The following is a 26,970-nucleotide window of genomic DNA, read 5'->3' as shown; positions in this document are numbered from 1 at the left end:
GATGGTGACGGAGGCGGAGGTGGGCGAGGTGCCATAACCTCGGGTACGTGAGCGAGCGTTATCCGGATCATTGGGAGGCCGACGTCGTCCTCACCGACGGCGGGACGGCGCATCTGCGTCCCATCCGGAGCGGCGACGCCGACCTGCTGCGCGCCTTCTACGCCCGGCTGTCGCCCGAGTCGATCTACTACCGGTTCTTCTCGCCGCGGCCGAAGCTGTCCGACCGTGAGATCGAGCACTTCGTCAACGTCGACCACGACCGCCGGGTCGCGCTGATCGCGACGATCGGCGGGTCGATGGTGGCGGTGGTCCGCTACGACCGGCTGTCCGACCGTCCCGGCACGGCCGAGGTGGCCTTCCTGGTCGAGGACGCCCACCAGGGGCGGGGCCTGGGCGCGGTGCTGCTGGAGCACATCGCGGCCGCGGCCAGGGAGTGCGGGGTCGACCGGTTCGTGGCGAGCGTGCTGCCCGACAACCGGCGGATGACCCGGGTGTTCCGGGAGGTCGGGTACCGGGCCGAGCAGCGGTTCGAGGACGGCGTGATCGAGATGCGGCTGGACCTGGAGCCGACCGAGACGGCGGTGGAGGTGATGGCGGCCCGCGAGCACCGCGCCGAGTCCCGGTCGATCCAGCGGCTGCTGTTCCCCGGGTCGGTGGCGGTGGTCGGCGCGAGCCGGGCCGCCCACAGCGTCGGGCAGACCGTGATGCGGCACCTGCTGCGCGGAGACTTCACCGGGCCCGTCTACCCGGTGCACCCCACCGCCACCGCTGTGGCGGGGGTGCGGGCCTACACCTCGGTCCTGGACATCCCCGACGACATCGACTTGGCCGTGGTGTCCGTGCGGGCCGACTCCGTGCACGAGGTGGTCGAGCAGTGCGCGAGCAAGGGCGTGCGCGGCCTCATCGTGGTGTCGTCCGGTTTCGGGGAGACGGGCCCGGAGGGCAGGGCGCGGCAGGAGGAGCTGGTCCGGCTGGCCCGCGCCTACGGGATGCGCGTGGTCGGTCCCAACTGCCTCGGGATCGCCAACACCGACCCCGAGGTGCGCCTGAACGCGACCCTCGCCCCCACCATGCCCGGCAGGGGGCCGGTCGGCTTCTTCTCGCAGTCGGGCGCGCTGGGCATCGCGATCCTGCAGCGCACGGCCGAACGCGGCCTGGGCCTGTCGTCCTTCGTCTCGGCCGGCAACCGGGCGGACGTGTCGGGCAACGACCTGATGCAGTACTGGGAGGAGGACCCGGCCACCAAGGCGGTCCTGCTGTACCTGGAGTCGCTGGGCAACCCCCGCAAGTTCGCGCGGCTGGCGCGCCGCCTCAGCCGCCGCAAGCCGATCGTGGCGGTCAAGAGCGGCCGCAGCACCCAGGGCATCCCGATCGGGCACGCCGCCCAGGCGCTGAGCCTGCCCGACCACGCGGTCAGCGCGCTGTTCGCCCAGGCGGGCGTGATCCGGGTGGAGGACCTGTCGGAGCTGTTCGACGTGGCCCAGCTGCTGGCCTACCAGCCGCTGCCCTCCGGCGACCGCATCGCGATCATCGACAACTCCGACTCGCTGGGCCTGCTCGCCCAGGACGCCGCCGTGGCCCTCGGCCTGGACGTCGGCGCCCCCGTCAACCTCGGCCCCCGCGCCGGAGCCGACGAGTACGAGGCGGCGCTCGCCGGGGCGCTGGAGGACGAGAGCGTGGACGCCGTCGTGGCGCTGTTCACCCCGCCCACGATCGGCGGCTACGACGTCCGGGTGCCGGAGAAGCTGCTGCGGCTGGCCACCGGAAGCTCCAAGCCGATCGTGGCGACCTACCTGGGCTCCGAGGGCATGCCGGAGGAACTGCGCGTCCTCGGCCCCGACGGGACGGCGGCGGAGGGGTCGATCCCCTCGTACCCGGCGCCGGAGGACGCGGTACGGGCTCTGGCCTATGTCATCAGGTACGCGCAGTGGCGGCAGCGCCCGCAGGGCACCGTCCCAGAGCTGGCGGACACCGATCGCAAGCGCGCGCGGGCGCTGGTCGGCGAATGGCTGGATTCGGGCGCCCCGGTGACGGCCACCCCAGAGCAGGCGGCCGAGCTGCTGGCCTGCTACGGGGTCACGATCGTCGACAAGGACGACGCCGGATCTCTGGGCGACGGCGTTCCGGCGCGCATCGTCACCATGGAGGACGCCTCGTTCGGGGCGGTCGTGTCGTTCGGCCTGGCCGATGAGACGGCGGCGCTGCTGGACGACCGTGCCTACCGCCTGGCTCCCTTGACCGACGTCGAGGCGGCCGAACTGGTGCGCGCGATTCGCACGGCGCCCCTTCTCCTAGGTCACCGCGGCGCGGAGCCTGTCGATGTGCCCGCCCTGGAGGAACTGCTCCTGCGGGTGTCCCGCCTTGGCGACGACCTGCCCGAGGTGGCGAGGCTGGAACTCGACCCCGTCATCGTGGGTACCTCGGGCATCGCCGTACGCGAGGTGACCTTGCGCCTGGAACGCCCCAGAGGCCCTCGCCCCGAACTAGGCCCCCGCCGTCTCCCCTAGAACTCCCTCACCGGCCACCCCGTCCACTGTCGGCCGACGTACGCCGACCGCATCGCCGGGCGGATCAGTCCGGTGGGTTGGGAGGGCTGGGTTCCGGCGTGGGCGGGACCGGATCGGGGGCCGGTCCCGGCGGCTCGGGCTCGGGGCCGGGTCCCGGCGGCACCGGCTGCGGCTCCGGGGTCGGCGGTACGGGGTCGGGTGCGGGTCCCGGCGGGACGGGCTGCGGCGGGCGCGGCGGAGGCTGCGGCGTGGGGCCGGGGGGCGGGACCGGAGGCGGCACCGGCGGCTGAGGGGGAGGAGCCGGGTCCGGGGTGGGCGGCGGAACCGGGGGTGGAGAAGGCAGCGGATCGCGATCTAACATGCACCTCCCCTACCCATAGGGGACCCAAATGACCACGTTGGGGGGACGGCATGTGCGCAGCCCACCCGGGACAGGGCAGGATGGGGCCATGAGGGAAACCCGAGCGACGGCTAACGGCTTGCGCACGGCCATCGAGCGCAGCGGTTACTACCCGGCACTGGTCGCGGACGCGGTCGAGTCGGCGATAGGCGACGAGCGGGTGATCGCCTACGTGGTGCACCACGAGGCGACGTTCGACCCCGCGATGGAAGTGCGGCGCCACGTGACCGTGCTGGTGCTGTCGGCCTCCCGGCTGCTGGTCTGCCATACCGACGAGCACCCGCCCGGCGAGGGCATGGCCCAGCCGCACGCGTCCACCACGACCGAGGCGGTCAAGCTGGACCGCGTCCAGTCCGTCGCCGTGACCCGGGTGGTGCCCGACCCGGCCTCGTACGTGCCGGGGGTGCCGCCCACGGAGGTCGTGCTGACCATCGGCTGGGGCGCCATCGCCCACATCGACCTGGAGCCGGCGACCTGCGGCGACGAGAACTGCGAGGCCGACCACGGCTACACCGGCAGCGTCACCGCCGACGACCTGTCGCTGCGGGTGAGCGAGGCCGCCGACGGCCGGGACGCGGTCGCCCAGGTGCTGGCCTTCGCCGAGGCGCTCTCGGCCGAGACCGCCAAGTGAGCGCCCCGCCGGTCCCGCACTACGGAACGGGGGCGCTCGCCGACCTTCCTCCGTCGGTGCTGGCGTCCCTCGGCGTCCCGGGCGCGGTCGACGTGCTGGGCTTGGAGGCGCTGCCGCGCGCCTGCGTGCTGATCATCGACGGGCTGGGCAGCGACCTGCTGGCGGCGCACCGCGCGCAGGCGCCGTTCCTGTCCTCGATGGCGAGCCGCACGCTGACCGCCGGGTTCCCGGCCACGACCGTGGCCAGCCTGGGGTCGCTGGCCACCGGGCTGCCGCCGGGCGGGCACGGGCTGCTGGGCGTCCAGGTGGCGATCCCGGGCACCGGGCGGCTGCTCAACTGCCTGCGCTGGCAGGACGACTCGGTCGACCCGGAGACCTTCCAGCCCGCTCCGACCATGTACGAGCGCGCGGCGGCCGACGGGGTGGCGGTCTCCTACGTGGCGCTGCGCATGTACCGGGGGAGCGGGCTGACCCGTGCGACGGTGCGCGGGGCGGAGTACGCGGGGGCCGACGGCCTGGGAGAGCTCGTGGGGCGTGCCGAGCGCGCGCTGCGCCTGGGTGACCGGGCCTACGTCACCGTCTACCACGCCGACCTCGACTCCACCGGCCACCGGTACGGGGTGGGGTCGTCGGAATGGCGGCACCACCTCCGGTTCGTCGACCTCCTCACCGAGCAGATCGCCGACGTGCTGCCGCCGGGGACGGCCCTGTACGTCACCGCCGACCACGGCATGGTCGACCCCACCGAACGCGTGGACGTCGACACCACACCGGCCCTCCAGCAGGGGGTCGCCCTGGTCGGAGGGGACGCCCGGGCCCGGTACGTCTACAGCGAGCCGGGCGCCCACGACGACGTCCTGGCCGCCTGGGAGGAGACGCTGGGCGACAGGGCGTGGGTGTGCCCGCGGGACGAGGCGGTGGCCGCGGGGTGGTTCGGCCCGGTCGCCCCCGATCTCCTGGACCGGATCGGCGATGTCATCGCGGTGCCCCACACCGATCTGGCCATCGTGGCGTCGGAACGCGAGCCGTGGCTGGAGCGGATGGTGGGCATGCACGGCTCGCTCGTCCCGGCCGAACTGATGGTGCCGCTGCTCACCCACACCCGCTCCTAGGCGAGCGTCGCAGGGGCGCCGGTCAGTCGAGCCGCTCTTCGAGCCGCTCCAAGCGCTGGACGAGCGGTGCCAGCTCCTGCCGGATCGCCGCCGCCAGGATCTCCGGCCCGGCCTGACCGGCTCCGGCCACCGGCTGCGCGGGCGCGGCGGTCTGGGCGCGGAGGTGGACGTAGCCGGCGAGGGCGGCGTTCACCGCGCGCCTGGCCAGCCGGGGCTCGGCGCCGAGGGAGCGCAGGATGCGGCCCGCGGGCCCGTCCGGTTCGCTGATGAGGCCGAGCAGCAGGTGCTCGCAGCCGATGTAGTTGTGGCCGAGCGAGGTCGCCTCGGTGACGGTCATCTCCAGCGCGGCGGCGGCCTGGGCGCCGAAGCGCAGCGCGGGGTCGTCCTGGACGGGCCCGCCGTCGCCGGTCGCGCGGACGATCTCGCTCCAGATCCGGTCCGGGTCGATGTCGAGGGCGCGCAGCACCTGCAGCGCCAGGTTGCCGCCTTCGGCCAGGAGCCCGCCGAGGAGATGCTCGGTGCCGATCTCGGTGGCGCCCGCGGTGCGGGCCTGCTCGTGCCCCAGCGTGACGGCGGCTCGGGCGCGCTGGGTGAAGCTGTTCAGCTCGGCCATGGCGGCGGCGATGTCGGAGGTGGTGGACGCCGTCTCGCGGATGGCCGTCACGCGCCGCACGGCCTGTTCGAGGGCCCGCTGGCAGACCGCCGAGACCGGGATTCCGGTTTCCTTGACCGCCTCGGCGAGCTCGTCCGGCAGATAGACGTTGATCTTCGGCATCGGGTCCCTTTCGCGGAAGTTGGGGTTACATGGGGGTTATGACCCCAAGATAACCCCAACTCGGGAACGCCGTCCAGTGCGGGCGTCGTAGGCTCGGGACGTGACGAACGCGACTCCGCCCCTCCCGGATCCGGGCAAGGGGGGTCAAACTGACGATGTGCACCCTCTCATCGACGTTCCCGCACTGGCCCGGCTCCTCCGGCACGATCCCCCGCCCGTCCTGCTGGACGTGAGATGGCACCTGGCGGGCCCGCCGGGGATCGACTCCTACCGGCAGGGCCATCTCCCCGGGGCCGTGTTCGTCGACCTGGACCGTGACGTGGCGGGACCGCCGGGCGACGGCGGACGCCACCCGCTGCCCGCGCCCGCCGATTTCGAGGCGGCGATGAGACGTGCCGGCGTATCGGGCGACCGCCTCGTGGTCGTCTACGACGACGCCGACTCCACCGCCGCGGCACGGCTGTGGTGGACACTGCGCTACTTCGGCCACGATCGCGTCCGCGTGCTGGACGGCGGCTTCCGCGCCTGGAACGAGGCAGGACGCCCCGTCACCGATGAGGAGCCCGCCGTCAAGCCCGGCGACTTCATCGCCCGTCCCGCGCGGCTGCCCGTCCTGGACGCCGAGGGCGCCGCCTCACTCGCCAAGGCCGGAACGCTCCTGGACGCCCGCGCGGCCGAGCGCTTCCGCGGCGAGACCGAGCCCGTCGATCCGGTCGCGGGCCACATCCCCGGCGCCCGCAACGCCCCCACCGTGGGCAACGTCGGAGTCGACGGCCGTTTCCTTCCACCCGCGCTGCTCCGCGAGCGCTTCGCCGAACTGGGCGCCACCGACGCCGTCGACGTGGGCGCCTACTGCGGCTCAGGCGTCACCGCCGCGCACGAGATCCTCGCCCTGACCCTGGCGGGCATCCCCGCCGCCCTCTACGTCGGCTCGTGGTCCGACTGGATCACCGACCCGGCCAACCCCGTCGCCACCGGCAACACCTGACCCACCCCCACCCCAGCCCCGGCTGCGGGCGGGGGCCGGGTACGTCGGTGGTGTGGGTGGGGCGGGCCGGGTGGGGTCAGCCTGCGCCGTAGCAGTTGAAGCCTGTGACGCCCGGCGGGCGCGGTGTGGCGGCCAGGGCCCGCGCGGGGCTCTGGCCGGTGGCGAGTGCGGCGTGGAAGGCGGCCATGAAGGACGGGGCGTCGGCGTCGCGCACCGGGGTCACGCTGGCGATCACCGTGGCGGTGCCCAGCGCGAGGAGGACCCCGACCATGCCGATCACCGCGTCCTGGCTCCCGGCGCGGCCCAGATCGCAGGCCGACAGGACGACCACCCGCGGCGGCGCCTCCAGCTCCTCCAGGTCGCACAGCAGCAGCGGGCCGTCGGCCAGGCGGAGGCTGGAGAACAGGACGTTGCCGTCGCGGAACTCGCCGTGCGCGGCCACGTGGGCGAGGTCGGCCCCGTCGAGGGCGTCCCGTACGGTCTCCGCCTCGGCGCGGCCGCCCGTGTACGTTCGCGCCTCCGGATACAGGTCCACGAGCATGCGGACCTCCTGCTCGGCGTGCTTCAGGCCGGGGCCCGAGGCGAGCATCACGTGCCGGGGCTTGCGGGTGGCGTCCGCAGCGTGCGCTTGAAGCCATGCCGCGGCCGATGGGACGACGGTGTACGGCCGTCCTTCCAGGGACGGGAGCATGCCCCAGGCAAGGCCGTGCAGAGGTCCGACAGGAGCGAGGACGACGTCCCCTGCACCGGACAGCTCCGACTTGAGCGGCGCTAGGAGCAGGTCGTCCAGGCGATACATGGCTTGAAGCAACCCGCTGTGCGGGTCGTCATCGGCGCGCTCGACGAGCCGACGCGCGGCGAAGCGGCACAGGCGGGCCTCTTGCTCCACCCGCTTGTACGGCCCCAGGCGATGGCGCTCCAGCCGTCCTGCCCGGACGGTCACGGCGTGCAGCTCGTCCCCGACCCGGATCAGCTCGACCAGCACGCGCCGTCCCAGTGCCGAGGCCAGCCCGGTGAGGGCAGGCCGTTGCGCGGGGCCCCTGCCCGAACGGCTCCGGGTGCGGGCCCGGATCACGGTCTCCAACTGGGCCAGGCGGCCGGACAGCGCGTCGGCGGGCGCTTGGGCGTGGGCCAGGGCGGCGGCGTGCCGGGCGCTCAGGGTGCGGAGTTCGGAGAGGGCCGCGGCCCGGACCGGATCCCGCGGCGGCCGCAGCGACGCCGGGCGCGCCAGGGCCCGGCGTCGCTCCTCAGCCGACAGGAGTTCGCGCGGCGACCGGGCCGCGTGCAGGCCCAGGTCGGCCAGCTCGGCGCCCAGACCGGCGGCCCGGGCGCGCAGTTCGAACGCCCCGAACACCTCCGCGTACTCCTCCACGACACGCAGCCCGGCCCGGACCGCGGCACGGGCGCCGTCGTCGTCGTGCCGCGCCGACCGTTCGAGCGCGGTCGCGTGCCAGGCCGCCGCGCGCAGGGCTGCGGGCCCGTGGTCGCGGGCGCGGGTGACCGGCTCCAGCAGGTGACCGGCGGGACGGCCCAGGAACAGGGCGATGCGGGCGGCGATCACGCGGGCCTCGGCGGAGGTCTCCGCCCAGCCCCGGTCCTGCAGCCGCTCGGCCGTCGCCACCGCCGAGCGCAGGAAGACCGCCGAACGGTCGCCCGCGGCCCAGCGGGCGCGGAGCAGGAGGTGCTCGGCCAGCAGCATCCAGCCCGCGCGCCCGTGGTCGGCGAAGGCGGCGCGGGCGCGTTCGGCGGTCGCCGCGGCGTGCTCCGGGTCGCCGTCGGCCAGCTCGGCGTGCCCCAGCAGCAGGAGGCCGTCGGCGACGTCGCACCGGTAGCCGTTGGCGGTCACCTCGACGAGCGTGGCCTCCAGGAGGGGACGCGCCTCGCCGGGCAGCCCCGCCTGGATCAAGGTCTCGGCGACATCGAAACGGCACTGCGCGACGCGTTCGGGCGTCAGCCTGGGCTCGGCGGCGGCGAAGAGGCGCAGCGCCCGGGGGACGTCGCCGCGCCTGGACGCGACGAAGGCGAGGTTGCCCCGGGCCATCGCGGCGACGTGACACAGGCCCGCGTCCTCTCCCACGGTGACGGCCTCGGTGAGGGCCGCCTCGGCGGTGTCGAGGTCGCCGCGAAGGGCACGCGCCAGGCCGAGGTTGGTGAGGAGCCCGGTCAGCGTCACGGGGTCGTGCTGCCGGCGAAGACGGGGGAGGGTCTGGGACGCGACGGCATCGGCCTCGGGAACCCGTCCCGCACGAGCCAGCGCACAGGCGATATTGGCCGCCAGCCGGTCCGCGTCGGCGCCCTGCAGAACACCCTCCGCACGAGCCCCTTCGGCCAGCGCCCCATGGAAGTCGCCACGCGCGGAGAGCAGGCCGACGAGGTTCATCCGTACGAGGGCGGCCTCATAACCCTGCGCGCGTGCCAGGGCCTCGTTGAGCAGACCTATGCCTTCCTGCAGTCGGCCCAGTTCCTTGGCGGCCAGCCCTGCGGCGCGCAACGCGATGACCATGGCCCGTCCTGAGGAGGCGGTGCCCGCACGGGACAGGAAGGCCCGTGCGCTGGCATACGCGGTGGCCGGGTCGGACATCGCCAGCCGCAGCAACTCCTCCGCCCCATCGTCAGCTGCCCTTTTCGCAGTCTCGCGCTCCCCGGATTCGCGTTGCTTGGTTTGGGGTCCGGTGGTCACAGGCGGATCCAGCTGGTCACTACGGACGTGTCGTCCGGCAGCAGGAAGACGAGGCTGACCAGGCCCTCCGGTAGGTCGGGCAGGACGAACTGGCCCGCGCGGTCGGCCTCGGCCGTGGGCTGTTCGGGTACCAGCGCCAGATGCCGGACGCGCACCCGGGCGGCCACCGGCGGGGCCACCCGGCCGACGATCTCCCGTGTCCGTCCCGTCCCGCCGATCTCCAGCTCGATGGCCAGGCCGGGCGCGGTGAACGTCAGGGAACGGGTGCCGTCGCCGCCGGCCCGCACGCCCGGCCCCGCGGCGCTCGGGGCGTCTCCGGAGTTCTCGGCCAGCATCGCCCCCGGCACCCGCCACGCCAGCGCCGATCGTGCCGCGGCCAGGACCTCGCCCGGCACCGGATCGATCGCCTGGAACGTCGCTCGTATCCGGGCCAGCAGCTCGTCGCTCATGAGGCGAGCCTTCGCATCAGGCGGTCGAGGCAGCGGGCACGGGTCGGGCCGATGCTCCCCAGCGGCATCTCCAGGGCCGCCGACAGCTCCGCGTAGCTCGGTGCGACCGCCAGCAGCCGCAGCAGCACCTGGCAGCGTCGCGGCAGCGCCTCCAGCGCGACGGCGACCTGCCCGAGCCGTTCCCGCGCCAGCGCCCGTTCCTCGGGGGTGGTGTACACGGGTGCGGCCAGCACGTCGTCGGCGATCAGCTCACGGTGCGCCGAGGCGCGGCGGGCCGTGCGGAGGCTCTCCCGGCGGGCGGTCACCACCAGCCAGCGTCCGACCGCGGCGGGCTCCTGGATCTGGTCGATCCGCTCGACAAGCCGCAGCCAGGTGGTCTGCACCACGTCGCCGGCGTCCGCCGTGCCCAGGCCGTAGGAGCGCGTGATCGACCAGAGCAGCCTGCTGTAGCGCTCGACCAGCCGCGTCCAGGCCGCCCCGTTTCCCGCCCGCGCGCGGACGACCAGCGCTCCGACGTCTTCCGCCGGTTCGTCCTCCGCGCGCGGCGCCGTCGTCGGTTTGTCGTGGACGGTCACGTCGCCTCGCACGGGGTGTCCACGACGACTCCCAGGTCGGGCAGGGCGCGGTGGGACGAGGGGGCCAGCACGCGGTCGGCGGCCTCCGCCGCCTCGATCCCCTCCGCGGCGGCCAGCCCCGCGATCCGTCCCGCCACGGCGGGGGTCGCGAACGACGTGCCGCTCCAGGTCGCGAACCCGCGGAACTCGTCGGGGTCGACGCCGCGCATCCCCGGACGCGGTCCGTCGAAGTAGACGTAGCTGCTGGCGATGTCCTCGCCCGGCGCGCAGGCGTCCACCCACCAGCCGTAGTTGGAGAACCAGGCGCGGTCCGTGCCGTCGCGGCCCAGCGCCGCCACCCCGATGACCTGCTTGAGCGCGGCGGGCCAGAACGGGCGGTCGCCGCCGGTGTTCCCGGCGCAGGCCACCACGACGGTGCGGCGGCCGAGCGCGGCCACGGCGCGGGCCATCAGGGGGGACGGCCGGTCGTCGAAGGTGTGGCAGCCGATCGAGAGGTTGACCACGTCGGCCCCGCCCCGGGCCACCACCCGGGCCAGCGCCCGGATGATGTCCAGCTCGTCGCCCACGCCGTCGCCGCCGATGACCCGGTGGGCGCACAGCCGCGCGGTCGGCGCGTGCCGCAGCAGCACCCCGGCGATGAACGTGCCGTGTCCGGCCTGGGCGTCCAGCTCGAAGTCCAGATCGGAGTCGAGGATCTCCGCGACCTCGGCGCGCTGCTCGGCGAACCAGTCGGCGTCCTCGTACCAGGGGTGGGGCGACAACCCGGTGTCGAGCACGGCGACCGTGACCTCGCGGCGCGCGGCCGCGGCGTGCGGCGCGGGCAGGGGCTTCGCCGGGCGGGGCAGGTCGGCCGGCCCGCTCCACCACATGGGCTGGCCGTGCACCAGGTGGTTGGGGGACAGGCTCAGCCTGCGGTGCCGGCCGTCGCGGCCCAGGCCCGCCACGAGCTCGCACACGTCGACCTTGGCGGGGGCGCGCAGCCGCAGGCTGGTCACGCCGTGCTCGTCATGGCTGGAGTCGTGCCAGCGGCGGACCAGTTCCTGCGCGGCGGGCGCGTCGCGCTCGGCGACCAGGAGCTGGTCGCGGCGGATCAGCGCGCGGCGGCCCGGCATCGGCTCGACGACGACGGCGTCCGAATGGCGGGCCAGCAGGCGTTCCAGACGGGCTTCCTGATCGAACATCCATCCTCGCTCTTCACTTAGTGTGATCGCTCAATGACCCATGGTGCCCGCTCATGTCGCCCGGCGACGGTCGTTCAGGAAAATGTGCGTTACTGGAGAAGTGATCGGACGTGAGGGGGCCCGCGGGCGGGAGCGTCCGTCCGGTCCTCGGCCGGAGACGCCGCCGTCCGGGTCCGCGGGCGACGTCGATCAGCGGCGCCCGGGACGATGGCGCATGCGTGCCGCGTGCCTCCTGGCGGGCGCGCTGCCCGTGCTCACCTTCCCCCGGCCCGGCCTTGCCTGGCTGGCGTGGGTGGTGCTGGTGCCCGGCCTGATGCTGATGAGGTCGGCCCCCACCGTCAGAGCGGCGGCGGTGCGCGGCTGGTGGTTCGGGGGCGCCTACCTGTTCGCCGCCCTTTACTGGACGATCCCCAACATCGGCCCCGGCCTCCTACTGGTCGCGTTCGTGTTCGGCGCGATGTGGGCGGGGTGGGGAGCGGCGGCCCGATGGCTCCCTCCGCTCGCGGCAGTGGCCGTCCTCCCCTGCATATGGGTCGCCATAGAGTTCGTACGGTCGTGGCCGCGCCTGGGAGGTCCCTGGGCTGTGCTGGGGGCGAGCCAATGGAGCCACCCGACCGTCCTGAGCCTGGCGGCCTTGGGGGGCGTGTGGCTGATCTCGCTCGTCCTGGTGGCGGTGAACACGGCACTGGCGCTCGCCCTGCTCTCTCCGCGGCATCGCTATGCGCTCCTGCCCTACGCCCTCGCGCTGGTGGCCGTGGGGCCCGCGGTGTACGCCGTCCGTAGCGCGCCCCCGGCCGACCGCACGTTCCGGGTGGCGCTCGTCCAGCCGGGCGTGGTGCACAGCCCCGCGGCGCGGCTGGCCGAAGGCGAGCGCATCACCGCCCGGATCCCCCCGGTCGACCTCATCGTGTGGGGGGAGAGCAGCGTGGGGTACGACATCGCGAGCAACCACGAGGTGGCCGCCCGTCTCAACGCGCTCGCCACCACGACCCCGCTCCTGGTGAACGAGGACGCCCGGGACGCCCAGGGCCGCATCTCCAAGAGCGCGATCCTGCTGCGCCCCGACGGCACCCGCGAACGCTACGTCAAGACGCGGCTGGTGCCGTTCGGCGAGTACATCCCGTTCCGGTCCGCGTTCGGCTGGCTCGCCCGCATCAGCAGGGCGGCGGGAGAGGACAGGGTGCCCGGCACGGGGAACGTGGTCATGCGCACCTCGCCCGGCGGGGTGGTGATCGGGCCGCTGATCTGCTTCGAGTCGACGTTCCCCGACCTGGGACGGGCCGTCACCCGGCAGGGCGCGCAACTCCTCGTCTACCAGTCCTCCACGTCGACCTTCCAGGACAGCTGGGCCCCGCCCCAGCACGCCTCGCTCTCCGCCGTGCGCGCCGCGGAGACCGGCCGCCCGGCCGTCCAGGCCGCGCTCACCGGGGTCTCCGCCGCGTTCGACGCCCAGGGGCGCAAGCTCGCCTGGGCCGACACCGACCGCCGGGGATTCACCGTCGTCACCCTGAGAACGTCCGCGCCCGGAGTCCGGACACCATACGATCGCCTTGGCGACTACGTCGCCCACCTGGCCATCGCCGTCTCGGCGGGCACCGCCGTCGCCGCGGCGGCCGCCTCCGCCCGCGGCCGGCGCCGGGCGGGGGACGCGGAGCGCTAGCCGCCGTCACCCACGGCGCCCGGCGGGGACGGGACCGCGGTCCCTCGTGTCCGGGACGGCACCGCCCGTAGTTTCTGAGACGCGACGGCCACCTGACCACCGCTCGCCGCGTCCGCAGACGGGGGTTTCCGCGAGACCGCGAGCGGGGTCGTCGCGTTTCCGCGTCCGGACGGCCCGTTCTCCATGTCCGGGGATCCCGATTCTCACTTCCGCGCCCCGTCGCGAGCCGTTTCGGCGTACCGTCCTGGTGATGGACAGGGCACGTCCTGTGGTCAAGGTCTCGGCAAACAGCGGACGTGCGGTGGTGCGACCGGTGTCAATGATGCAGAATGAGGGACGCGGACGCCGTTCTGGGATGTACGAGGCCGTAGGGGAAGACGAGCCTCAGTACAGATCCAGGAGGTCCGGTGACCGCACGTGGCGTTTTTTACGTCCACTCCGCGCCACCTGCGCTGAGCCCGCATATCGAATGGGCCGCCGCAGGTGTTCTTGGCGTGCCTGTTTCCCTTGAGTGGGCCGATCAGGCGGCCGCGCCGGGGACCCTGCGCGCCGAGCTGCATTGGGAGGGCAAGCCCGGTACCGCCGCCGGGATCACCTCCGCGCTGCGCAACTGGAAGCTCCTGCGCTTCGAGGTCACCGAGGACGCCACCACCGGCTGCGACGGCGTGCGCTACAGCTTCACGCCGTCGCTGGGCGTCTTCACGGGCGTCATCGGCGCGAGCGGCGACATCATGGTGCCCGAGGACCGCCTCCGCGCCGTCATGGCCAACGCCGCGGTCGGCAAGGCCACGCTCGAGCACGAGCTGGAACGCCTCCTCGGCACCCCCTGGGACAACGAGCTGGAGCCGTTCCGGCGGGCCGGCGACGGCGCCCCCGTCCGCTGGCTGCACGCTGCTGTGTAGATTTGCGTTCCCGAGCTGCGGTCTCGCCTGGCGGCTCGGCCTTGTCGGCAGCGCGGCGAGCGCTAGCATCGCTTCGCGATCTGCCGTGAGGAACTTCGCCTTCGGCTCGTTCCCCCCGGCAGGCCTTCGGACGCGCTCGCGGCGGTCGGGGTCGTCGCGTGGCCGGGGAGACGGGCTGGGGTTGTCGCGAGCTTGGGGCCCCTGAGCCTTGCTTGGGGCCTTAACGCGCTTGAGGACCCGGCCCTGGTGGGGCGGGTCCTCGTTGCGTCTTGTTCCGGCGGAACGGTGGCTTCTCAGGCGCGGCGGAAGGCCACCGACACGTTGTGGCCGCCGAAGCCGAACGAGTTGTTGAGGGCGGCCAGCGGGCCGTCCGGGAGCTTGCGCGGCTCGCCGCGGACGATGTCCAGGTCGACCTCGTCGTCGAGGTCCTCGAGGTTCGCCGTGGGCGGGACCAGGCCCTCCTTGAGCGACATGACCGTGATGATCGACTCCAGCGCGCCGGCGCCGCCGAGCAGGTGGCCGGTCATCGACTTGGTGCCCGTGACGATCACCTTGGCGGCGGCCTCCGGGCCGAGCGCGCTCTTGATGGAGGCGAGCTCGGCGACGTCGCCCTGCGGCGTGGAGGTCGCGTGCGCGTTGATGTGCGCGATGTCGGACGGCTCCAGCCCCGCGTCGGCCATCGCGCGGCGCATGGCCTTGGCCTGGCCGGTGCCGGTGGGCTCGGGCTGGACGATGTCGTGCGCGTCGCCGGAGTAGCCGCAGCCGGCGGCGATGCCGTACACCTGGGCGCCGCGGGCGCGGGCGTGCTCCTCCGACTCCAGGATCATGACGGCGGAGCCCTCGCCGAGGACGAACCCGTCGCGGTTCTTGTCGTACGGGCGGGACGCGCGCTCGGGCTCGTCGTTGCGGGTGGACAGCGCCCGCATCACGCCGAACGAGGCCATCTGCAGCGGGTGGATGCACGCCTCGGTGCCGCCGCAGATCACGACGTCGGCGCGGCCGTTGCGGATCATGTCGACGGCGTAGCCGACCGCCTCGGCGCTGGAGGCGCAGGCGCTGACCAGCGCGTGCGAGCCGGCCATCGCGCCGAACTCGATGCCCACGTGCCCGGAGGCGCCGTTGGGCATCAGCATCGGGACGGTGAACGGGGTGACCCGCGTCCAGCCCTTCTCCCGGTAGACGTCGTAGCTGCCGAGGGCGGTGTGCAGGCCGCCGATGCCGCTGGACACCACGACGCCGAGCCGGTCGCCGTCGACGGTGAACCCGCCGGCGGGTTCGTCCTCGGCGCCCTTGCGGGAGCGGGCTGGCGCGGCGAAGCCGGCGTCGTTCCAGGCCTCGCGGGCGGCGATCAGCGCGATCGCCTGGTTGCGGTCGAGCCGGCGCAGCTGCTGCTTGGGCATGACCTCGGACGGCTCCACCGCGAGCGTGGCGGCGAACCGGACCGGCAGCTGGTCCACGTCCTCCCAGTCCAAGCTGCGCACCCCGGACTTGCCGGCGAGCAACGCGGACCAGGTCGACGGCCAGTCGCCGCCGAGTGGGGTCGTGGCACCCAGCCCGGTGACGACGACGGTGGTCTGGCTGGTGCTCATGTGTGAGTGCTCCTCGCGAACTGGGGAAACGGGACCGCGGCGCGCCGCCGCCCGGCCCGCCCCCGGCGCGGGGGCGGGGGAGCGACGGCGCGCCGCTCCAGCCGCCTTACGGCTGCAGGTTCTGAACGAAGTTGATGACGTCCTTGACGGTCTTCAGGTTGCGCAGCTCGTCGTCGGGGATCTCCACGCCGAACTTGTCCTGGGCGGCCACGGCGATCTCCACCATCGACAGCGAGTCGATGTCGAGGTCGTCGATGAAGTTCTTCTCCGGGGTCACCTCGGCCTTGTCGATGCCGACGATCTCATCGATGATCTCGGCGAGACCGTCCAGGATCTCCTTCTCGCTGACTGCCATTTCGTGCGTTCTCCTTCTTCGGTTGGGTCCCAGGTGCCCTGGTTGCGGTCCTCGCCGGTCGGCGGGGGCGTTACGGGATCTGGATGACCTGGGCAGCGTAGGCCAGTCCGGCGCCGAAGCCGACCAGGAGGGCCGGTGCGCCGGACGGGACGTCGCCGCGTTCGATCATCCGGGAGAGCGCCAGGGGGATGGACGCTCCGGAGGTGTTGCCGGAGTGGACGACGTCGTCGGCCACGACGGCGTTGGTCGCCTTCACCTTGCGGGCGATGGCGTCCACGATGCGCAGGTTGGCCTGGTGCGGGACGATGGCGGCGAGCTCGTCGGGGCGGACCCCGGCGCGTTCGCACGCCTCGAGCGCGACCGGTGCGATGGCGCTGGTGGCCCAGCGGAACACCGCCTGGCCCTCCTGCTGGATGAAGGAGTGCCGGTCCGGAATGATGATCTTGTCGAACTGGTCGCCGGCGCTGCCCCACACGACCGGGCCGATGCCGGGCTCGTCGGCGGCCGCGACCACCGCGGCGCCGGCGCCGTCGGCGAAGATGATGCAGGTGGAGCGGTCGGTCCAGTCGAGCCATTGCGACATCTTCTCGGCCCCGACGACCAGCACGTTGCGGGCGGCGCCGTCGCGGACGGCCGAGGCGGCGGCGGCCAGCGCGTAGCAGAACCCGGCGCAGGCGGCGTTGAGGTCGAACGCGCCGGGCGCGCCGATGCCGAGCCGGTGCGCGACGATGCCGGCGTGGCTGGGCATCGGTGACTCGGCCGAGCAGGTGGCGAGGATCACCAGGTCGATGTCCTCGGGGGCCAGGCCGCTGCCGGCGATGGCCTTGCCGCCGGCCTGGACGGCCATGTCGACGATGCCCTCCTCGGGCCCGGCGATGCGGCGCTCGACGATGCCGGTGCGGGCGCGGATCCACGCGTCGTCGGTGTCGACCTTCTGGGCGATGTCGTCGTTGGTGACGACCGTGGCGGGCTGGTAGTCGCCGAACGCCAGGATGCGGGCGCCGGCGGCGGCCTGGGGGACGCGCAGCTTCATGACGCCACCTTCTCGGCGTCCTCGGAGATGAGGGCGCGTGCCTTGTCGAGGTCGTCGGGGGTCTTGAGCGCCAGCGTGGCGATCCCCTTCAGCTCGCGTTTGGCGATGCCGACCAGCGTGCCCGCGGGCGGCAGTTCGATGAGGGCGGTGACGCCGATGTCGCGCATGGTCGCCATGCAGGCGTCCCAGCGGACCGGGGCGCTGACCTGCTCGACCAGCCGGGACAGGAACTCGGTACCGGAGGCGACGACGGCGCCGTCGCGGTTCTGCAGCAGCGTGACGCGCGGGTCGGCGACCTCGACGCCCGGCGCGAGCCGGCCCAGCGTGCCGACGGCGGGCGCCATGTGCTCGGTGTGGAACGCTCCGGCGACCGACAGCTTGCGGAGCCGGGCCTTGGCCGGGGGTTCCTCGGCGAACGCGGCGAGCTGCGCGGTGGTGCCGGCGGCGACGACCTGGCCGGCGGCGTTGACGTTGGCGGGGGTGAGGCCGTGCTTCTCGAGGGCGGCCAGCACCTCGTCGGCGTCGCCGCCGAGGACCGCGGTCATGCCGGTCTCGGTGACGGCGGCGGCCTCGGCCATCGCCCGGCCGCGCTCCCGGACCAGGACCAGCGCCGACTCCGGGGACAGCACTCCGGCGATGGCGGCGGCGGCCAGTTCCCCGACGCTGTGCCCGGCGACGGCTCCCGGCCCCGCGTCGGGAGCGTCGCCGTACAGCGCCTCGTAGGCGGCCAGCGCCGCGGCGACCAGCAGGGGCTGGGCCACGGCGGTGTCGCGGATCTCCTCGGCGTCGGCGGTGGTCCCGTAGCGGACCAGGTCCAGACCGGTGACCGCGGACCACCACGCCAGGCGGTCGGCGACTCCGGGGACCTCGAGCCACGGCTGCAGGAATCCGGGGGTCTGGGCGCCCTGGCCGGGCGATGCGAGGAGAATCACGCGCTCAAGCCTGCCGGGTACGCGGTCCAGGCTCGATGCCGATCGGCACGAAGTTTGGTCGGAGGGCTTTGTACGACCCCTACAAGCACCCCCTACCGGCACCCCCTATGTGCCGTGACTGCTCAGGACTGCGGCGAGCGGTCGGTGAAGCGGCCGAGGACCAAGGCTATCCGGAGAGTGAACGCGTTGCGTCCGTCCGTGGGCGCCAGGCCCGTCAGCTCGGCGACGCGCCGGAGCCGGTAGCGGACCGTGTTGGGGTGGACGAACAGCAGCCGCGCCGTCGCCTCCAGCGACGACCCCTGCTCCAGGTAGGTGGTGAGGGTGTCCAGCAGCGGGGCGCCCGCGGCCAGCATCGGGTTGTAGACCTCATCGACCAGGTGGCGGCGGGCGGCGTCGTCGCCGTCCAGCGCGCGTTCCGGGAGGAGTTCGGCGGCCAGGACGGGACGGGGCGCGTCCGGCCATCCGGCGGCGGCGCGCAGCCCGGCCATCGCGGCGCGCGCGGAGCCGGTGGACTCGTACAGGTCGTCGACCTGCGGGCCGATGACGACCGGGCCGGGCCCGCACTTGGCGGCGATGGGCCGGGCGGCCTCCAGCGGGTCGGCGGCCCCGCCGACGATCACCACCACGCGGCGGCCCTGGACGCCCGCGAGCACGTCGACCCGGGCGCGGCGGGCGGCCAGCTGCATCTGGTCGATGGTGACCTCGGGCTCCTCGTCCTCGGGGGTGTACCCGGCGACCACGGTGACCGGCTTGGACGTCCAGCCGAGCGCCGCGGCCCAGGAGTGCATGCCGTCGTCGACCTCGCCGCGCAGCACCGCGTTGACGACCAGGGCCTCCAGCCGGGCGTCCCAGGCGGCGCGGGTCTCGGCGGCGCGGGCGTACACCTGGGCGGCGCCGAACGCCACGTCGCGGGTGTAGCGCAGGATCGCCTCGCGCAGCTGGGCCTCGCCGCCGGGCCCGGCCAGCTCGTCCAGCCGGGTCTCCACCACGTCGATGATGACGCGGATCATGTCGATGGTGTGCTGCAGTTTCATGGAGCGCAGCAGCTCGCGCGGGGCGGTGCCGAACACCTCGCCGGCGAGCGCGGGACGGGTCCGCTCGGCGCTCTTGAACCACTCCACGAACGCGGCGATGCCGGCCTGGGCGACCAGGCCGATCCAGGACCGCTGGTCGGGCGGCATCCGCCGGAACCAGGGCAGCTGCTCCTCCATGCGGGCCAGTGCCGCGGTTCCGAACGTGCCCATCGCCTTTTCCAGGCGTTCGCTCGTCTGCTCCCGGATTGCGGCCTCGCTCGCGGTGTCCACACCCCCAGAGTGCCACCATCGCGGCGATGAACGGGCCCGGCGCGGCCGAGCGGCCCGTCGCGGGGGCCCTGGTGGGAGCGCTGCTCTGGCCGCTTCCGGACGGTCCGGAAGGTCAGGCGGAGGAGACCCTTGTCACGTTCGACGGCCGTCCGAGGGCGATGTCGGCGAGGTTGCGCAGGGACGCGGACCCGGGTTCGAGGTAGTCGCTGTGACCGCCGGAACCGGCGTCGAAGACCCGCGCGCCGAACCGCGGCGCGACCGGGTCGGGGCCGAGGCCGAGCCCGAAGATGCGCACGTGCGGGACGTCCTCCATCCAGTCGGAGGCGCCGCGCGCGGCCCACACCCGGGCGGTGCCGCCCAGGCGGGAGGCCGACCAGGCCGTCGTGCCGGGGCTGCCGTACAGCGCGATGTCGGTGACGGTACGCCAGGCCGCGCCGCCCGGCCCGCGGCCTTCGAGCGCGGCGCGGCCGCAGACCACCGAGCCGTAGCTGTGGCACAGCAGGCTCACCTGCGCGCCCGGGTTGACCCTGTGCAGGCCGCCGAGGAAGGTGCGCAGCTCGTGCCCGCCCTGGTCGGCCCGCTCGTCGGTGAGCACGTCGCTGCTGAAGGTGCGCGGCGCCGCGTACCCGAGCCAGGCGACCACCGCCAGCCCGGCCGCCGTCCCCGCCGCGCCGGCGGCCGGAACGCGCGGGTCGAGCCTGCGGGCCTGGTCGTAGAGGGCGCGCGCGCCGCCGCCCGGGGTCGACCAGGGCTTGCCGGAGCGGCGGTCGAACGCGCTGAGGGTCGTGTCGGCGCCCGGGACGATCAGCGCGACCCGCCGGGCGCGGGCCAGGTCGCCGACCACCTCGATGGCGCGTCCGCGGCCGCGCGGATCGAAGAACAGGAACCGGCGGCCGGGGTCGAGGAAGCCGTCGAGCGCCCGGGCCCGCTCCTGGTCGCCGACCTCCCGCGCGGTGTCCAGCGCCGTTGCGATGGACCGCCGTTCGGCGGTGTACCGGGCGGCCAGGGTGGCGGAGCTGAGGGACGGGGCGGGCGCGGGCGCCGCGTAGGGGTCGGCGTGGCCGGTCCCGGCGGTCGTCAGCAGCACCCCGGAGATGGTCGCGGCGCAGGCAAGGGCCCGTCGCAGCCGTCGGGCGCGCGGTGAGGGTGTGCGTGGCGGCGGCATGGTCCGCCTTTCTACCGGATGCCCGGTGATGGTCGGTGCACCCGATGACCGTCTGCGTGTTGGGGCCCCCGGATCACCGCCGGGGGCGTTCGAACCGGCGCGCCGCCGCCCACAGCACGGCCAGCGCGGCGGCGAACGCCGGCAGCCAGCACAGCCGGCCGAACGCCCACCCGGAGTGGTCCGGCCTGGAGTGCAGGCCGGGCAGCGCGCCGGCGAGCAGGAACGCGCCGACCGTGACCGACATCATCGCGGTCTGGTGCCAGAGGAACACCGTCATCGCCGACAGGTTGGCCACCGCGACCGCCGCCCAGGCGCGGGGCCGCCGCATCCAGCCCTCCAGCCGGTCCCGGACGAGCAGCGCCAGCCCGGTCTGCGCGAGCCCGAACGCGACGGCGGCGAGCGTGGGCGGGTTGAGGTTGGACACCTCGGCGCCGGGGACGCCGACCATGCTCGCCGGGTAGCCCGCGAACAGGATCAGCGCGGCCGTCGCGGCGGCGCCCCCGGCCAGCAGCGACGCGGCGGCGCGGCGCGAGCCGAGCGCCCCGTCCGCCCAGGCGACCCCCAGGTAGAACGGCACCAGCCAGCCCGTCAGCAGCGTGCCCCAGCCCAGCCACGCGGGACCGTCCAGCCCGAACCGGGCCACGTCGATCGCGGCGGTGGCGGCGACCGGGACGGCGGCGCCCCACACCCCGGCGCGCCGGTACGCGGTCACGATGAGCGGCGCGAGCGCGGTCAGCGCCCCGTACACGAGCAGGAACCACAGCGGGCTCAGCACCAGCTTCACCAGCACCCGCGCGGTGTCGCCGGTGAACCCGGCCCACAGCAGCCCGGCGGTCGCGGGGACCCACGCGAGCAGCAGCACCGGGACGGGCCGCAGCAGCCGCGCCGTCCGCCGCCGTGCCCACGGCGCCCACGGCTCGCCCGGCCGGTACCCCTTGCCCGCCGTGTAGCCGCCGACCAGGAAGAACACCGCGAGCGTCTGCAGCACCCACGAGATCGGCGTGAACGCGGGCATCGCCGACAGCGGGCTCGTCACCCGCAGCTCGGTGCCGTCTCCGGCCGCGACGAACGCCGTGACCAGCCAGTGGCCGAGCACGACGCCCAGGATCGCGAAGGCGCGCAGCGCGTCCACGGCCCGGTCGCGGCCCGGCGGCGTAGCGGCGTTGATGCGGGCGACCGGCCCGGGGCGCGGCCCGGTTCCTGAGGGGGGCTTACGCGTTTCGAGCATGGGTGGCCTCCGTGTCGTGCGCCCCCGGGTCACGGCCGAGCGCGATGGATGTGAGGTTGCGCAGCGAGCGGGAGCCGGGCCGCAGGTAGGCGCTGTGCGGGCCGGAGCCGGCGTCGAAGCGGAGCGCGCCGAACGACGGCGCGGCCGGGTCATGGCCGAGACCGATCCCGGCGATCCGAACTTTCGGGACGAACCGCGTCCAGTCGCCGCTCGACCGTCCCGCCCAGATCCGGGCGCCGGACGCCAGGCCGGCGCAACACAGGGCGGCGGCGCTCGCGGCGGCGACACCGGGGCTGCCGTACAGCGCGACCTCGTCCACCGGCAGCCGCTGCCGGGCCAGGCGCGGCGCGGCCTTGCCGCACACCACCGACCCGTAGCTGTGGCACAGCAGCGCCACCTCGGCGCGGCCGTTGACGCGGTGCAGCTCGCCGACGAAACGGGTCAGCTCCCGCGCCCCGTCGGCCGCGCGGCCGTCGGTGAGGACGGCGGGGCTGCGCGTGGACGGCGAGTCGTACCCGAGCCAGGCCACGACCGCCAGCCGCGTCCCGGGCGCGGCCGCCGCGGCCTGCCGGTGGAGCGACCGCGCGCCGCCCCCGGCCCACTTCCAGGAGTCGAAGTTGGTGAGCAGGCCGTCGGCGCCGGGGACGACGACCGCGACGCGGTCCGCCCGCGCCAGGTCGCCGACCGCCTCGACCGCCCGGCCGTGGCCGCGCGCGTCGAACGACAGGAAGCGGCGTCCCGGTGCCAGGAACCCCGACAGCGCCTTCAGCCGGTCGCGGTCCTGGGCGCGGGCCGCGTCCGAGTGCGCCCGGAGGATGTCGCGCGCGACCGCGTCGAACCGGGCCGCCAGCGAGTACGCCCCCGACAGCACGGGGAGCGAGCCCGGCGCCGCGTACGGCTCGGCCCGGCCCGGGGCCGCCGCGGTGGTGGTGACCGCGGCCAGCGCCGTCACGGCGGCGGTCCTGCGGTGGAGGGTGCGCACTGGGGCCGTCCTTCCTGCTCAGTGGTTCGTTCACTGAGCAGGAAGGTAGAAATCGGCGCCTGTAGCGCAGATCAACCCGAAGAGCCGTCTTCCCCCGTAGGACCGGGGTACTACAGGGGCGACCGCCTCACCTGTCCCCGGCTAACCGCCGGGGGTCACCAGCCCCACCTCGTAGGCGAAGACGATCGCCTGCGGACGGTCGCGCAGGCCGAGCTTCATCAGGATCCGCCCGAAGTGGGTCTTGACGGTCTGCTCCGCCACCACCAGCTCGGCGGCGATCTCGCCGTTGGACAGGCCGCGGGCCACCAGGACCAGCACCTCGGTCTCCCGTTCGGTCAGCTCCTCCAGCCGCTTGCGGGACGGGGCGCGCGGCGCGCCCAGGCGGGAGAACTCGGCGATCAGGCGGCGGGTGATGGAGGGGGACAGCAGCGCGTCCCCGGCGGCGATGATCCGCACCGCGTCCGACAGCTCGCCCGCGGAGGCGTCCTTGAGGAGGAACCCGCTGGCGCCCGCGCGCAGCGCCTCGTACACGTAGTCGTCGAGGTCGAAGGTGGTCAGCATCAGCACCTTCGGCCCCGCGCGCCCGCCGTCGCCGTCGCCGGACGCGCCGTCGAGCAGCCGGCGGGTCGCCTCCAGGCCGTCCATGACCGGCATCCGCACGTCCATCAGGACCACGTCGGGCTCCAACTCGGCGATGACCCGCAGGCCCTCCTCGCCGTTCACGGCCTCGCCGACCACCTCGATGTCGGGCTGGGCGTTCAGGAGCACCCCGAAACCGGTGCGGACCATGCCCTGGTCGTCGACGATCACGACCCTGATCGTCATGCCTCCCGTCCCAGGGGGAGCGTGGCGGTCACGGCGAATCCTCCTTCGGGGGTGGGGTTGGCGGTCAGGCCGCCGCCCAGCATCGCGGCGCGTTCGCGCATCCCCAGCAGCCCGTGCCCGCTGCCCGGCGCCGACAGCGCGGACGGCTCCGAGGTGGCGGGCGGGCCGTTGATGACGCTGAGGAGGAGTATGCCCTCCTTCTGGATGAGCTCGACGTCCACGCGCGATCCGGGAGCGTGCCGCATCGCGTTGCTCAGCGCCTCCTGCAGGATGCGGTACGCGGTGATGCCGACGCCCTGCGGCACCCGCTCCAGCTCGCCGACCACCTTCGTGTGGATCGACAGCCCGCTGCCGTGGGTGCCGGCGAGCAGCGAGTCGAGCCGTTCCAGGCCGGGCTGCGGGGCCGTCTCCACACCCTCCTCCGAACGCAGCACGCCGAGGATCCGGCGCATCTCGGTGAGCGCGTCCAGCGCGGTCGCCCGGATCTCGGCGAGATCGGAGCGGATCTTGTCGGGCACCTCGGGGACGGTGTACGGCGCGGCCTCCGCCTGGATCGCGATCATCGACATGTGGTGGGCGACCACGTCGTGCAGCTCGCGGGCGATCCGCTGCCGCTCCTTCAGCACGGCCTCGGTGTCGCGGTGCCGGCGCTCCTGCTCGGCCAGCTCGCGCTGGGCCGCCTGGTCGCGTTCGGCCAGCTCGCGGCTGGCGAGATGGCGCTGCCGCACCAGGTAGCCGGTCAGCAGCGGCACCAGCGCCAGCGCCGCGGCACCGAACGAGGATCTCTCGTCGATGAAGAACCCGCCGACGAACAGCACCAGCCCCGCGCCGGCCGTGACCCCGCGCGGGCAGCGCACCGCCACCGAGTACAGGCACAGGATCATGACGAAGACCCCGCCGGGCACGTACGGCATGTCCTTGGGACTGTCCAGCATCCAGCCGTGCAGCGCGGTGAGCACGAGCGCGAACGCCGACAGCCGGAACGCCCCCAGCGGGTGCCGCTGCCGCAGCGCCGCGGGCGCGGCCAGCGCGATCGAGCACACCATCAGGTACCAGTGCGGGGTGTACGGCTCGGTCTTCGCGGCCTGCGACTGCAGCAGCGAGTAGGTCCCGAACATCACGGCCACCGCGATGATCAGGTCGGTGACCTGGAGCGCGAGGTCGTACGGGACGCGCTGGGCGCCGAAGCGCCGCGTCCAGCCGAGCCAGGAGGGCCACGGCCGCCCGGCCGGCGGGGGATCGGCCCTGCCGGTCACCAGGGCCGCGACGGGCCAGGCCGCCGGCCGGGTCAGGAGCCGGAACGTGGCCGCGGCGCCGTCGCCGTTCTCGCTGGTCATGCCGCTCAGGCTAGAGGCCCCGGGGGACGTCCCGAATGCGACCACGGTGCCATGGCCTTGTAGTACCTGGGTACGGTCTGTGGGTGGACCCCGTTGAGGCGCTGCGCCGGATCGCGTTCCTGCTGGAGCGCGCGCACGAGCCGACCTACCGCGTGCGGGCCTTCCGCAAGGCGGCCGACGTCGTGGCGGGCCTGCCGTCCGGCGAGCCGGAGGAGCGGGCCCGAGAGGGCACGCTGACCGCGCTGGACGGGATCGGGAAGGTCACCGCCCTGGTGGTCGAGGAGGCGCTGCGCGGCGAGGTCCCGGTGTACCTGCGGCGGCTGGAGGCCACCGAGGGCGAGCCCCTGGACGCGTCGGCAGCGGCGCTGCGGACCGCGCTGAAGGGCGACCTGCACACCCACAGCGACTGGTCGGACGGCGGCTCGCCGATCCGGGAGATGGCGGAGGCGGCGCGCGGCCTCGGCCACGACTACGTCGCGCTGACCGACCACTCGCCGCGCCTGACGGTCGCCAACGGCCTGTCCGCCGACCGGCTGCGGCGCCAGCTCGACGCGGTCGCGGAGCTGAACGAGGAGCTGGCGCCGTTCCGGATCCTCACCGGGATCGAGGTCGACATCCTGGAGGACGGTTCACTCGACCAGGACCCCGGTCTGCTCGACCGCCTCGACGTGGTGGTGGCCAGCGTGCACTCCAAGCTGCGCATGGAGAAGGTCGCGATGACGCGGCGGATGGTCGCGGCCGTCGCGAACCCGCGCGTGAACGTGCTGGGGCACTGCACGGGCCGCATCGTCAAAGCGGGCGGCAGGCGCGGCGGGCTGCGCCCGGAGTCGGAGTTCGACGCGGACCTGGTCTTCGACGCCTGCGCGGCTTACGGGGTCGCCGTCGAGATCAACTCCCGTCCCGAGCGGCTCGACCCGCCCAAGCGGCTGCTGCGGCTGGCCCTGGAGGCGGGCTGCGACTTCTCGATCGACTCCGACGCGCACGCGCCCGGACAACTGGACTGGCAGCCCTACGGGTGCGAGCGCGCCGCGCGCTGCGGGGTGCCGGCCGACCGCGTCGTCAACACGTTGAGCGTCGACGCGCTGCTGGCCTGGACGACCGACTCCCGCTGAGGTTCGCCGGTCACCGCGCCAGGGTGCAGGTGTTGGCGAGGTCTCCGGTCGCCGGGCGGGGGTGCGAAGTGTTCGCCTGTGAGGTCGGTTGAGTGAACATGCGGGTGATCAAGCGATCCGGCTTGACGGTTTGTGTTCGTCTCTGTACTTTGAGTAGCGCGATCTGGGACGCCGGGTTCGATGTCGGCGTGCGGGGCCCCCTTTCCACCGGAGTGATGGTCTGGGGCCTCCCCGTCGCCTCCGGTCGAGCCCACCTGGCCAGGTCGCGTAGGGAGCCGGCCTCCCGGGAACGGACCACGCACGGGATGCGTGTCGCCGCCCCGGGGCCGAGTACGCCGGGGACCAGCGCGTCCAAGACCGTTCGGGGCGCGCGGCTGAGCAACTTATGCACAGTCCTTAGGAACGGTGCCTGTCCGCCTGGGAAGGGCCGTGAAGGCGGTGCGCGACGGCGGCCACGTGTGCGGGTGCCACTCTCGGCGGGCCCTGTGTGGGCGGCGTCCCCATGCCGGTGGGGACGCCCCCGCCGTGTAACCCGCGCGCAGGATCGCCTTGTGGGCCTTGGGGTCTCCGGTGGCGGCGTACGACGGGTACGCGCGCAGCACCGGCGGGAGATAGGTGAGCAGGTTCGGCCCGTCCGCGCGCCACAGGGTGCCTTCGGAGTCGATGCCGCCGTCATAGAGGTCGGGCCGATTCTCCAGCTGCCAGCGGACGAGGTAGCCGCCGTTGGAGATGCCCGCCGCGTACGTCCGCCGCGGGACGCGGCCGTAGCGCTGCGCGACGGCGGCCTTGGCGGCGACGGTCAGCTGGGTGGTCCTGCGGTTCCACTCCGCGATGGCGTCGCCGGGGCGGCGCCCGTCGCGGAAGAACTCCGCGCCGCTGTTGCCCTTGTCGGTGGAGGCGAAGGCGTACCGTTCCTATGGACTGTGCATGAGTTGCTCAGCCGCGCGCCCCGAACGGTCTTGGACGCACTGGTCCCCGGCGTACTCGACCCGGGGCGGCGACACGCATCCTGTGCGTGGTCCGTTCCCGGGAGGCCGGTTCCCTGCGCAATCTGGCCATGTGGGCTCGACCAGAGGCGACGGGGAGGCCCCAGGCCATCACTCCGGTGGAAAGGGGGCCCCGCATGCTGACATCGAACCCGGCGTCCCAGATTGCGCTACTGAAAGTACAGGGACCAGCACAAACCGTCAAGCCGGATCACTTGGATTGCCCGCATGTTCACTTAACCGACCTCACAGGCGAACAGTT

The 26,970-nt window shown here is 74.0% G+C and carries 23 protein-coding genes; 7 read left to right on the top strand and 16 right to left on the bottom strand.

What is annotated here, in order from left to right; all coding sequences use genetic code 11:
• The first annotated feature begins 47 nt into the window (after positions 1 to 47).
• The 3 genes from ACFPZN_RS31720 (at position 48) to ACFPZN_RS31710 (ending at position 4,650) form a co-directional block, all read left to right on the top strand.
• Positions 48 to 2,507, top strand: coding sequence for a bifunctional acetate--CoA ligase family protein/GNAT family N-acetyltransferase (locus ACFPZN_RS31720; RefSeq protein ID WP_378285952.1), 2,460 nt, complete (start codon positions 48 to 50; stop codon positions 2,505 to 2,507).
• A 449-nt stretch (positions 2,508 to 2,956) separates the two neighbouring features.
• The gene (locus ACFPZN_RS31715) at positions 2,957 to 3,538 is read left to right on the top strand and encodes a DUF5998 family protein (RefSeq protein ID WP_378285951.1); all 582 of its coding nucleotides are present in this window, start codon (positions 2,957 to 2,959) and stop codon (positions 3,536 to 3,538) included.
• A complete protein-coding gene (locus tag ACFPZN_RS31710) occupies positions 3,535 to 4,650 on the top strand; it encodes an alkaline phosphatase family protein (RefSeq protein WP_378285950.1) in 1,116 nt (371 codons plus the stop codon). Before ACFPZN_RS31715 ends, ACFPZN_RS31710 begins: the two co-directional genes overlap by 4 nt.
• A 22-nt stretch (positions 4,651 to 4,672) precedes the next feature.
• On the opposite strand, the gene ACFPZN_RS31705 is transcribed toward ACFPZN_RS31710, so the two are convergent.
• Positions 4,673 to 5,425 carry a Clp protease N-terminal domain-containing protein gene (locus tag ACFPZN_RS31705; protein WP_378285948.1) on the bottom strand — a complete coding sequence of 251 codons (753 nt, stop codon included), beginning with the start codon at positions 5,423 to 5,425 and terminating at the stop codon, positions 4,673 to 4,675.
• 157 nt (positions 5,426 to 5,582) lie between these two features.
• On the opposite strand from ACFPZN_RS31705, the gene ACFPZN_RS31700 reads away from it, so the two are divergent.
• Positions 5,583 to 6,413 (top strand): sulfurtransferase, encoded by an 831-nt coding sequence (locus ACFPZN_RS31700; protein WP_378285947.1) that lies wholly within the window; start codon positions 5,583 to 5,585, stop codon positions 6,411 to 6,413.
• 76 nt (positions 6,414 to 6,489) lie between these two features.
• On the opposite strand, the gene ACFPZN_RS31695 is transcribed toward ACFPZN_RS31700, so the two are convergent.
• The 4 genes from ACFPZN_RS31695 to ACFPZN_RS31680 all read right to left on the bottom strand — a co-directional run bounded on the left by ACFPZN_RS31695 (position 6,490) and on the right by ACFPZN_RS31680 (position 11,298).
• On the bottom strand, positions 6,490 to 9,009 hold the full coding sequence (locus ACFPZN_RS31695; protein WP_378285946.1) for a CHAT domain-containing protein: 2,520 nt from the start codon (positions 9,007 to 9,009) through the stop codon (positions 6,490 to 6,492).
• An 80-nt stretch (positions 9,010 to 9,089) separates the two neighbouring features.
• Positions 9,090 to 9,542, bottom strand: a complete 453-nt coding sequence (locus ACFPZN_RS31690) for a hypothetical protein (protein WP_378285945.1) — start codon at positions 9,540 to 9,542, stop codon at positions 9,090 to 9,092.
• Positions 9,539 to 10,129 (bottom strand): RNA polymerase sigma factor, encoded by a 591-nt coding sequence (locus tag ACFPZN_RS31685; protein ID WP_378285944.1) that lies wholly within the window; start codon positions 10,127 to 10,129, stop codon positions 9,539 to 9,541. Before ACFPZN_RS31685 ends, ACFPZN_RS31690 begins: the two co-directional genes overlap by 4 nt.
• Positions 10,114 to 11,298, bottom strand: coding sequence for a S8 family peptidase (locus ACFPZN_RS31680; protein WP_378285943.1), 1,185 nt, complete (start codon positions 11,296 to 11,298; stop codon positions 10,114 to 10,116). The genes ACFPZN_RS31685 and ACFPZN_RS31680 overlap by 16 nt, the downstream gene beginning before the upstream one ends.
• A 214-nt stretch (positions 11,299 to 11,512) precedes the next feature.
• Here ACFPZN_RS31680 and lnt point away from each other — a divergent pair, with 214 nt between their 5' ends.
• Both lnt and ACFPZN_RS31670 read left to right on the top strand, forming a co-directional pair.
• Positions 11,513 to 12,958, top strand: a complete 1,446-nt coding sequence (gene lnt, locus ACFPZN_RS31675) for an apolipoprotein N-acyltransferase (RefSeq protein ID WP_378285942.1) — start codon at positions 11,513 to 11,515, stop codon at positions 12,956 to 12,958.
• A gap of 407 nt (positions 12,959 to 13,365) precedes the next feature.
• Positions 13,366 to 13,860 carry a DUF3145 domain-containing protein gene (locus ACFPZN_RS31670; RefSeq protein WP_378285941.1) on the top strand — a complete coding sequence of 165 codons (495 nt, stop codon included), beginning with the start codon at positions 13,366 to 13,368 and terminating at the stop codon, positions 13,858 to 13,860.
• Between the two features lie 293 nt (positions 13,861 to 14,153).
• Here ACFPZN_RS31670 and ACFPZN_RS31665 read toward each other — a convergent pair whose 3' ends face one another.
• The 10 genes from ACFPZN_RS31665 to ACFPZN_RS31620 all read right to left on the bottom strand — a co-directional run bounded on the left by ACFPZN_RS31665 (position 14,154) and on the right by ACFPZN_RS31620 (position 24,610).
• Positions 14,154 to 15,449, bottom strand: a complete 1,296-nt coding sequence (locus ACFPZN_RS31665) for a beta-ketoacyl-[acyl-carrier-protein] synthase family protein (RefSeq protein WP_378285940.1) — start codon at positions 15,447 to 15,449, stop codon at positions 14,154 to 14,156.
• A gap of 106 nt (positions 15,450 to 15,555) precedes the next feature.
• Complete coding sequence (locus tag ACFPZN_RS31660) at positions 15,556 to 15,804, bottom strand: acyl carrier protein (RefSeq protein WP_378285939.1); 249 nt, start codon at positions 15,802 to 15,804, stop codon at positions 15,556 to 15,558.
• A 70-nt stretch (positions 15,805 to 15,874) separates the two neighbouring features.
• Positions 15,875 to 16,837, bottom strand: coding sequence for a beta-ketoacyl-ACP synthase III (locus tag ACFPZN_RS31655; protein ID WP_378285938.1), 963 nt, complete (start codon positions 16,835 to 16,837; stop codon positions 15,875 to 15,877).
• Positions 16,834 to 17,769, bottom strand: coding sequence for an ACP S-malonyltransferase (locus ACFPZN_RS31650; protein WP_378285937.1), 936 nt, complete (start codon positions 17,767 to 17,769; stop codon positions 16,834 to 16,836). The genes ACFPZN_RS31655 and ACFPZN_RS31650 overlap by 4 nt, the downstream gene beginning before the upstream one ends.
• A 122-nt stretch (positions 17,770 to 17,891) precedes the next feature.
• Positions 17,892 to 19,073: a PucR family transcriptional regulator gene (locus ACFPZN_RS31645; protein WP_378285936.1), complete on the bottom strand. Its 1,182-nt coding sequence runs from the start codon at positions 19,071 to 19,073 to the stop codon at positions 17,892 to 17,894.
• A gap of 112 nt (positions 19,074 to 19,185) precedes the next feature.
• Positions 19,186 to 20,160 carry an alpha/beta hydrolase gene (locus tag ACFPZN_RS31640; protein ID WP_378285935.1) on the bottom strand — a complete coding sequence of 325 codons (975 nt, stop codon included), beginning with the start codon at positions 20,158 to 20,160 and terminating at the stop codon, positions 19,186 to 19,188.
• Between the two features lie 151 nt (positions 20,161 to 20,311).
• The gene (locus ACFPZN_RS31635) at positions 20,312 to 21,466 is read right to left on the bottom strand and encodes an acyltransferase family protein (RefSeq protein WP_378285934.1); all 1,155 of its coding nucleotides are present in this window, start codon (positions 21,464 to 21,466) and stop codon (positions 20,312 to 20,314) included.
• A complete protein-coding gene (locus ACFPZN_RS31630; RefSeq protein WP_378285933.1) occupies positions 21,450 to 22,448 on the bottom strand; it encodes an alpha/beta hydrolase in 999 nt (332 codons plus the stop codon). Before ACFPZN_RS31630 ends, ACFPZN_RS31635 begins: the two co-directional genes overlap by 17 nt.
• Positions 22,449 to 22,589: 141 nt before the next feature.
• Complete coding sequence (locus tag ACFPZN_RS31625) at positions 22,590 to 23,273, bottom strand: response regulator (protein WP_378285932.1); 684 nt, start codon at positions 23,271 to 23,273, stop codon at positions 22,590 to 22,592.
• Positions 23,270 to 24,610, bottom strand: coding sequence for a sensor histidine kinase (locus ACFPZN_RS31620; protein WP_378285931.1), 1,341 nt, complete (start codon positions 24,608 to 24,610; stop codon positions 23,270 to 23,272). The genes ACFPZN_RS31625 and ACFPZN_RS31620 overlap by 4 nt, the downstream gene beginning before the upstream one ends.
• A gap of 83 nt (positions 24,611 to 24,693) precedes the next feature.
• Here ACFPZN_RS31620 and ACFPZN_RS31615 point away from each other — a divergent pair, with 83 nt between their 5' ends.
• On the top strand, positions 24,694 to 25,722 hold the full coding sequence (locus ACFPZN_RS31615; protein ID WP_378285930.1) for a PHP domain-containing protein: 1,029 nt from the start codon (positions 24,694 to 24,696) through the stop codon (positions 25,720 to 25,722).
• Between the two features lie 383 nt (positions 25,723 to 26,105).
• On the opposite strand, the gene ACFPZN_RS31610 is transcribed toward ACFPZN_RS31615, so the two are convergent.
• Complete coding sequence (locus ACFPZN_RS31610; protein WP_378285999.1) at positions 26,106 to 26,525, bottom strand: prolyl oligopeptidase family serine peptidase; 420 nt, start codon at positions 26,523 to 26,525, stop codon at positions 26,106 to 26,108.
• Positions 26,526 to 26,970: the final 445 nt, after the last annotated feature.

The organism is Actinomadura rugatobispora (genome assembly GCF_042656285.1).
GTDB lineage: Bacteria > Actinomycetota > Actinomycetes > Streptosporangiales > Streptosporangiaceae > Spirillospora > Spirillospora rugatobispora.
The sequence above is the reverse complement of the archived record's forward strand: the minus strand, read 5'-3'. Positions and strand labels throughout refer to the sequence as shown.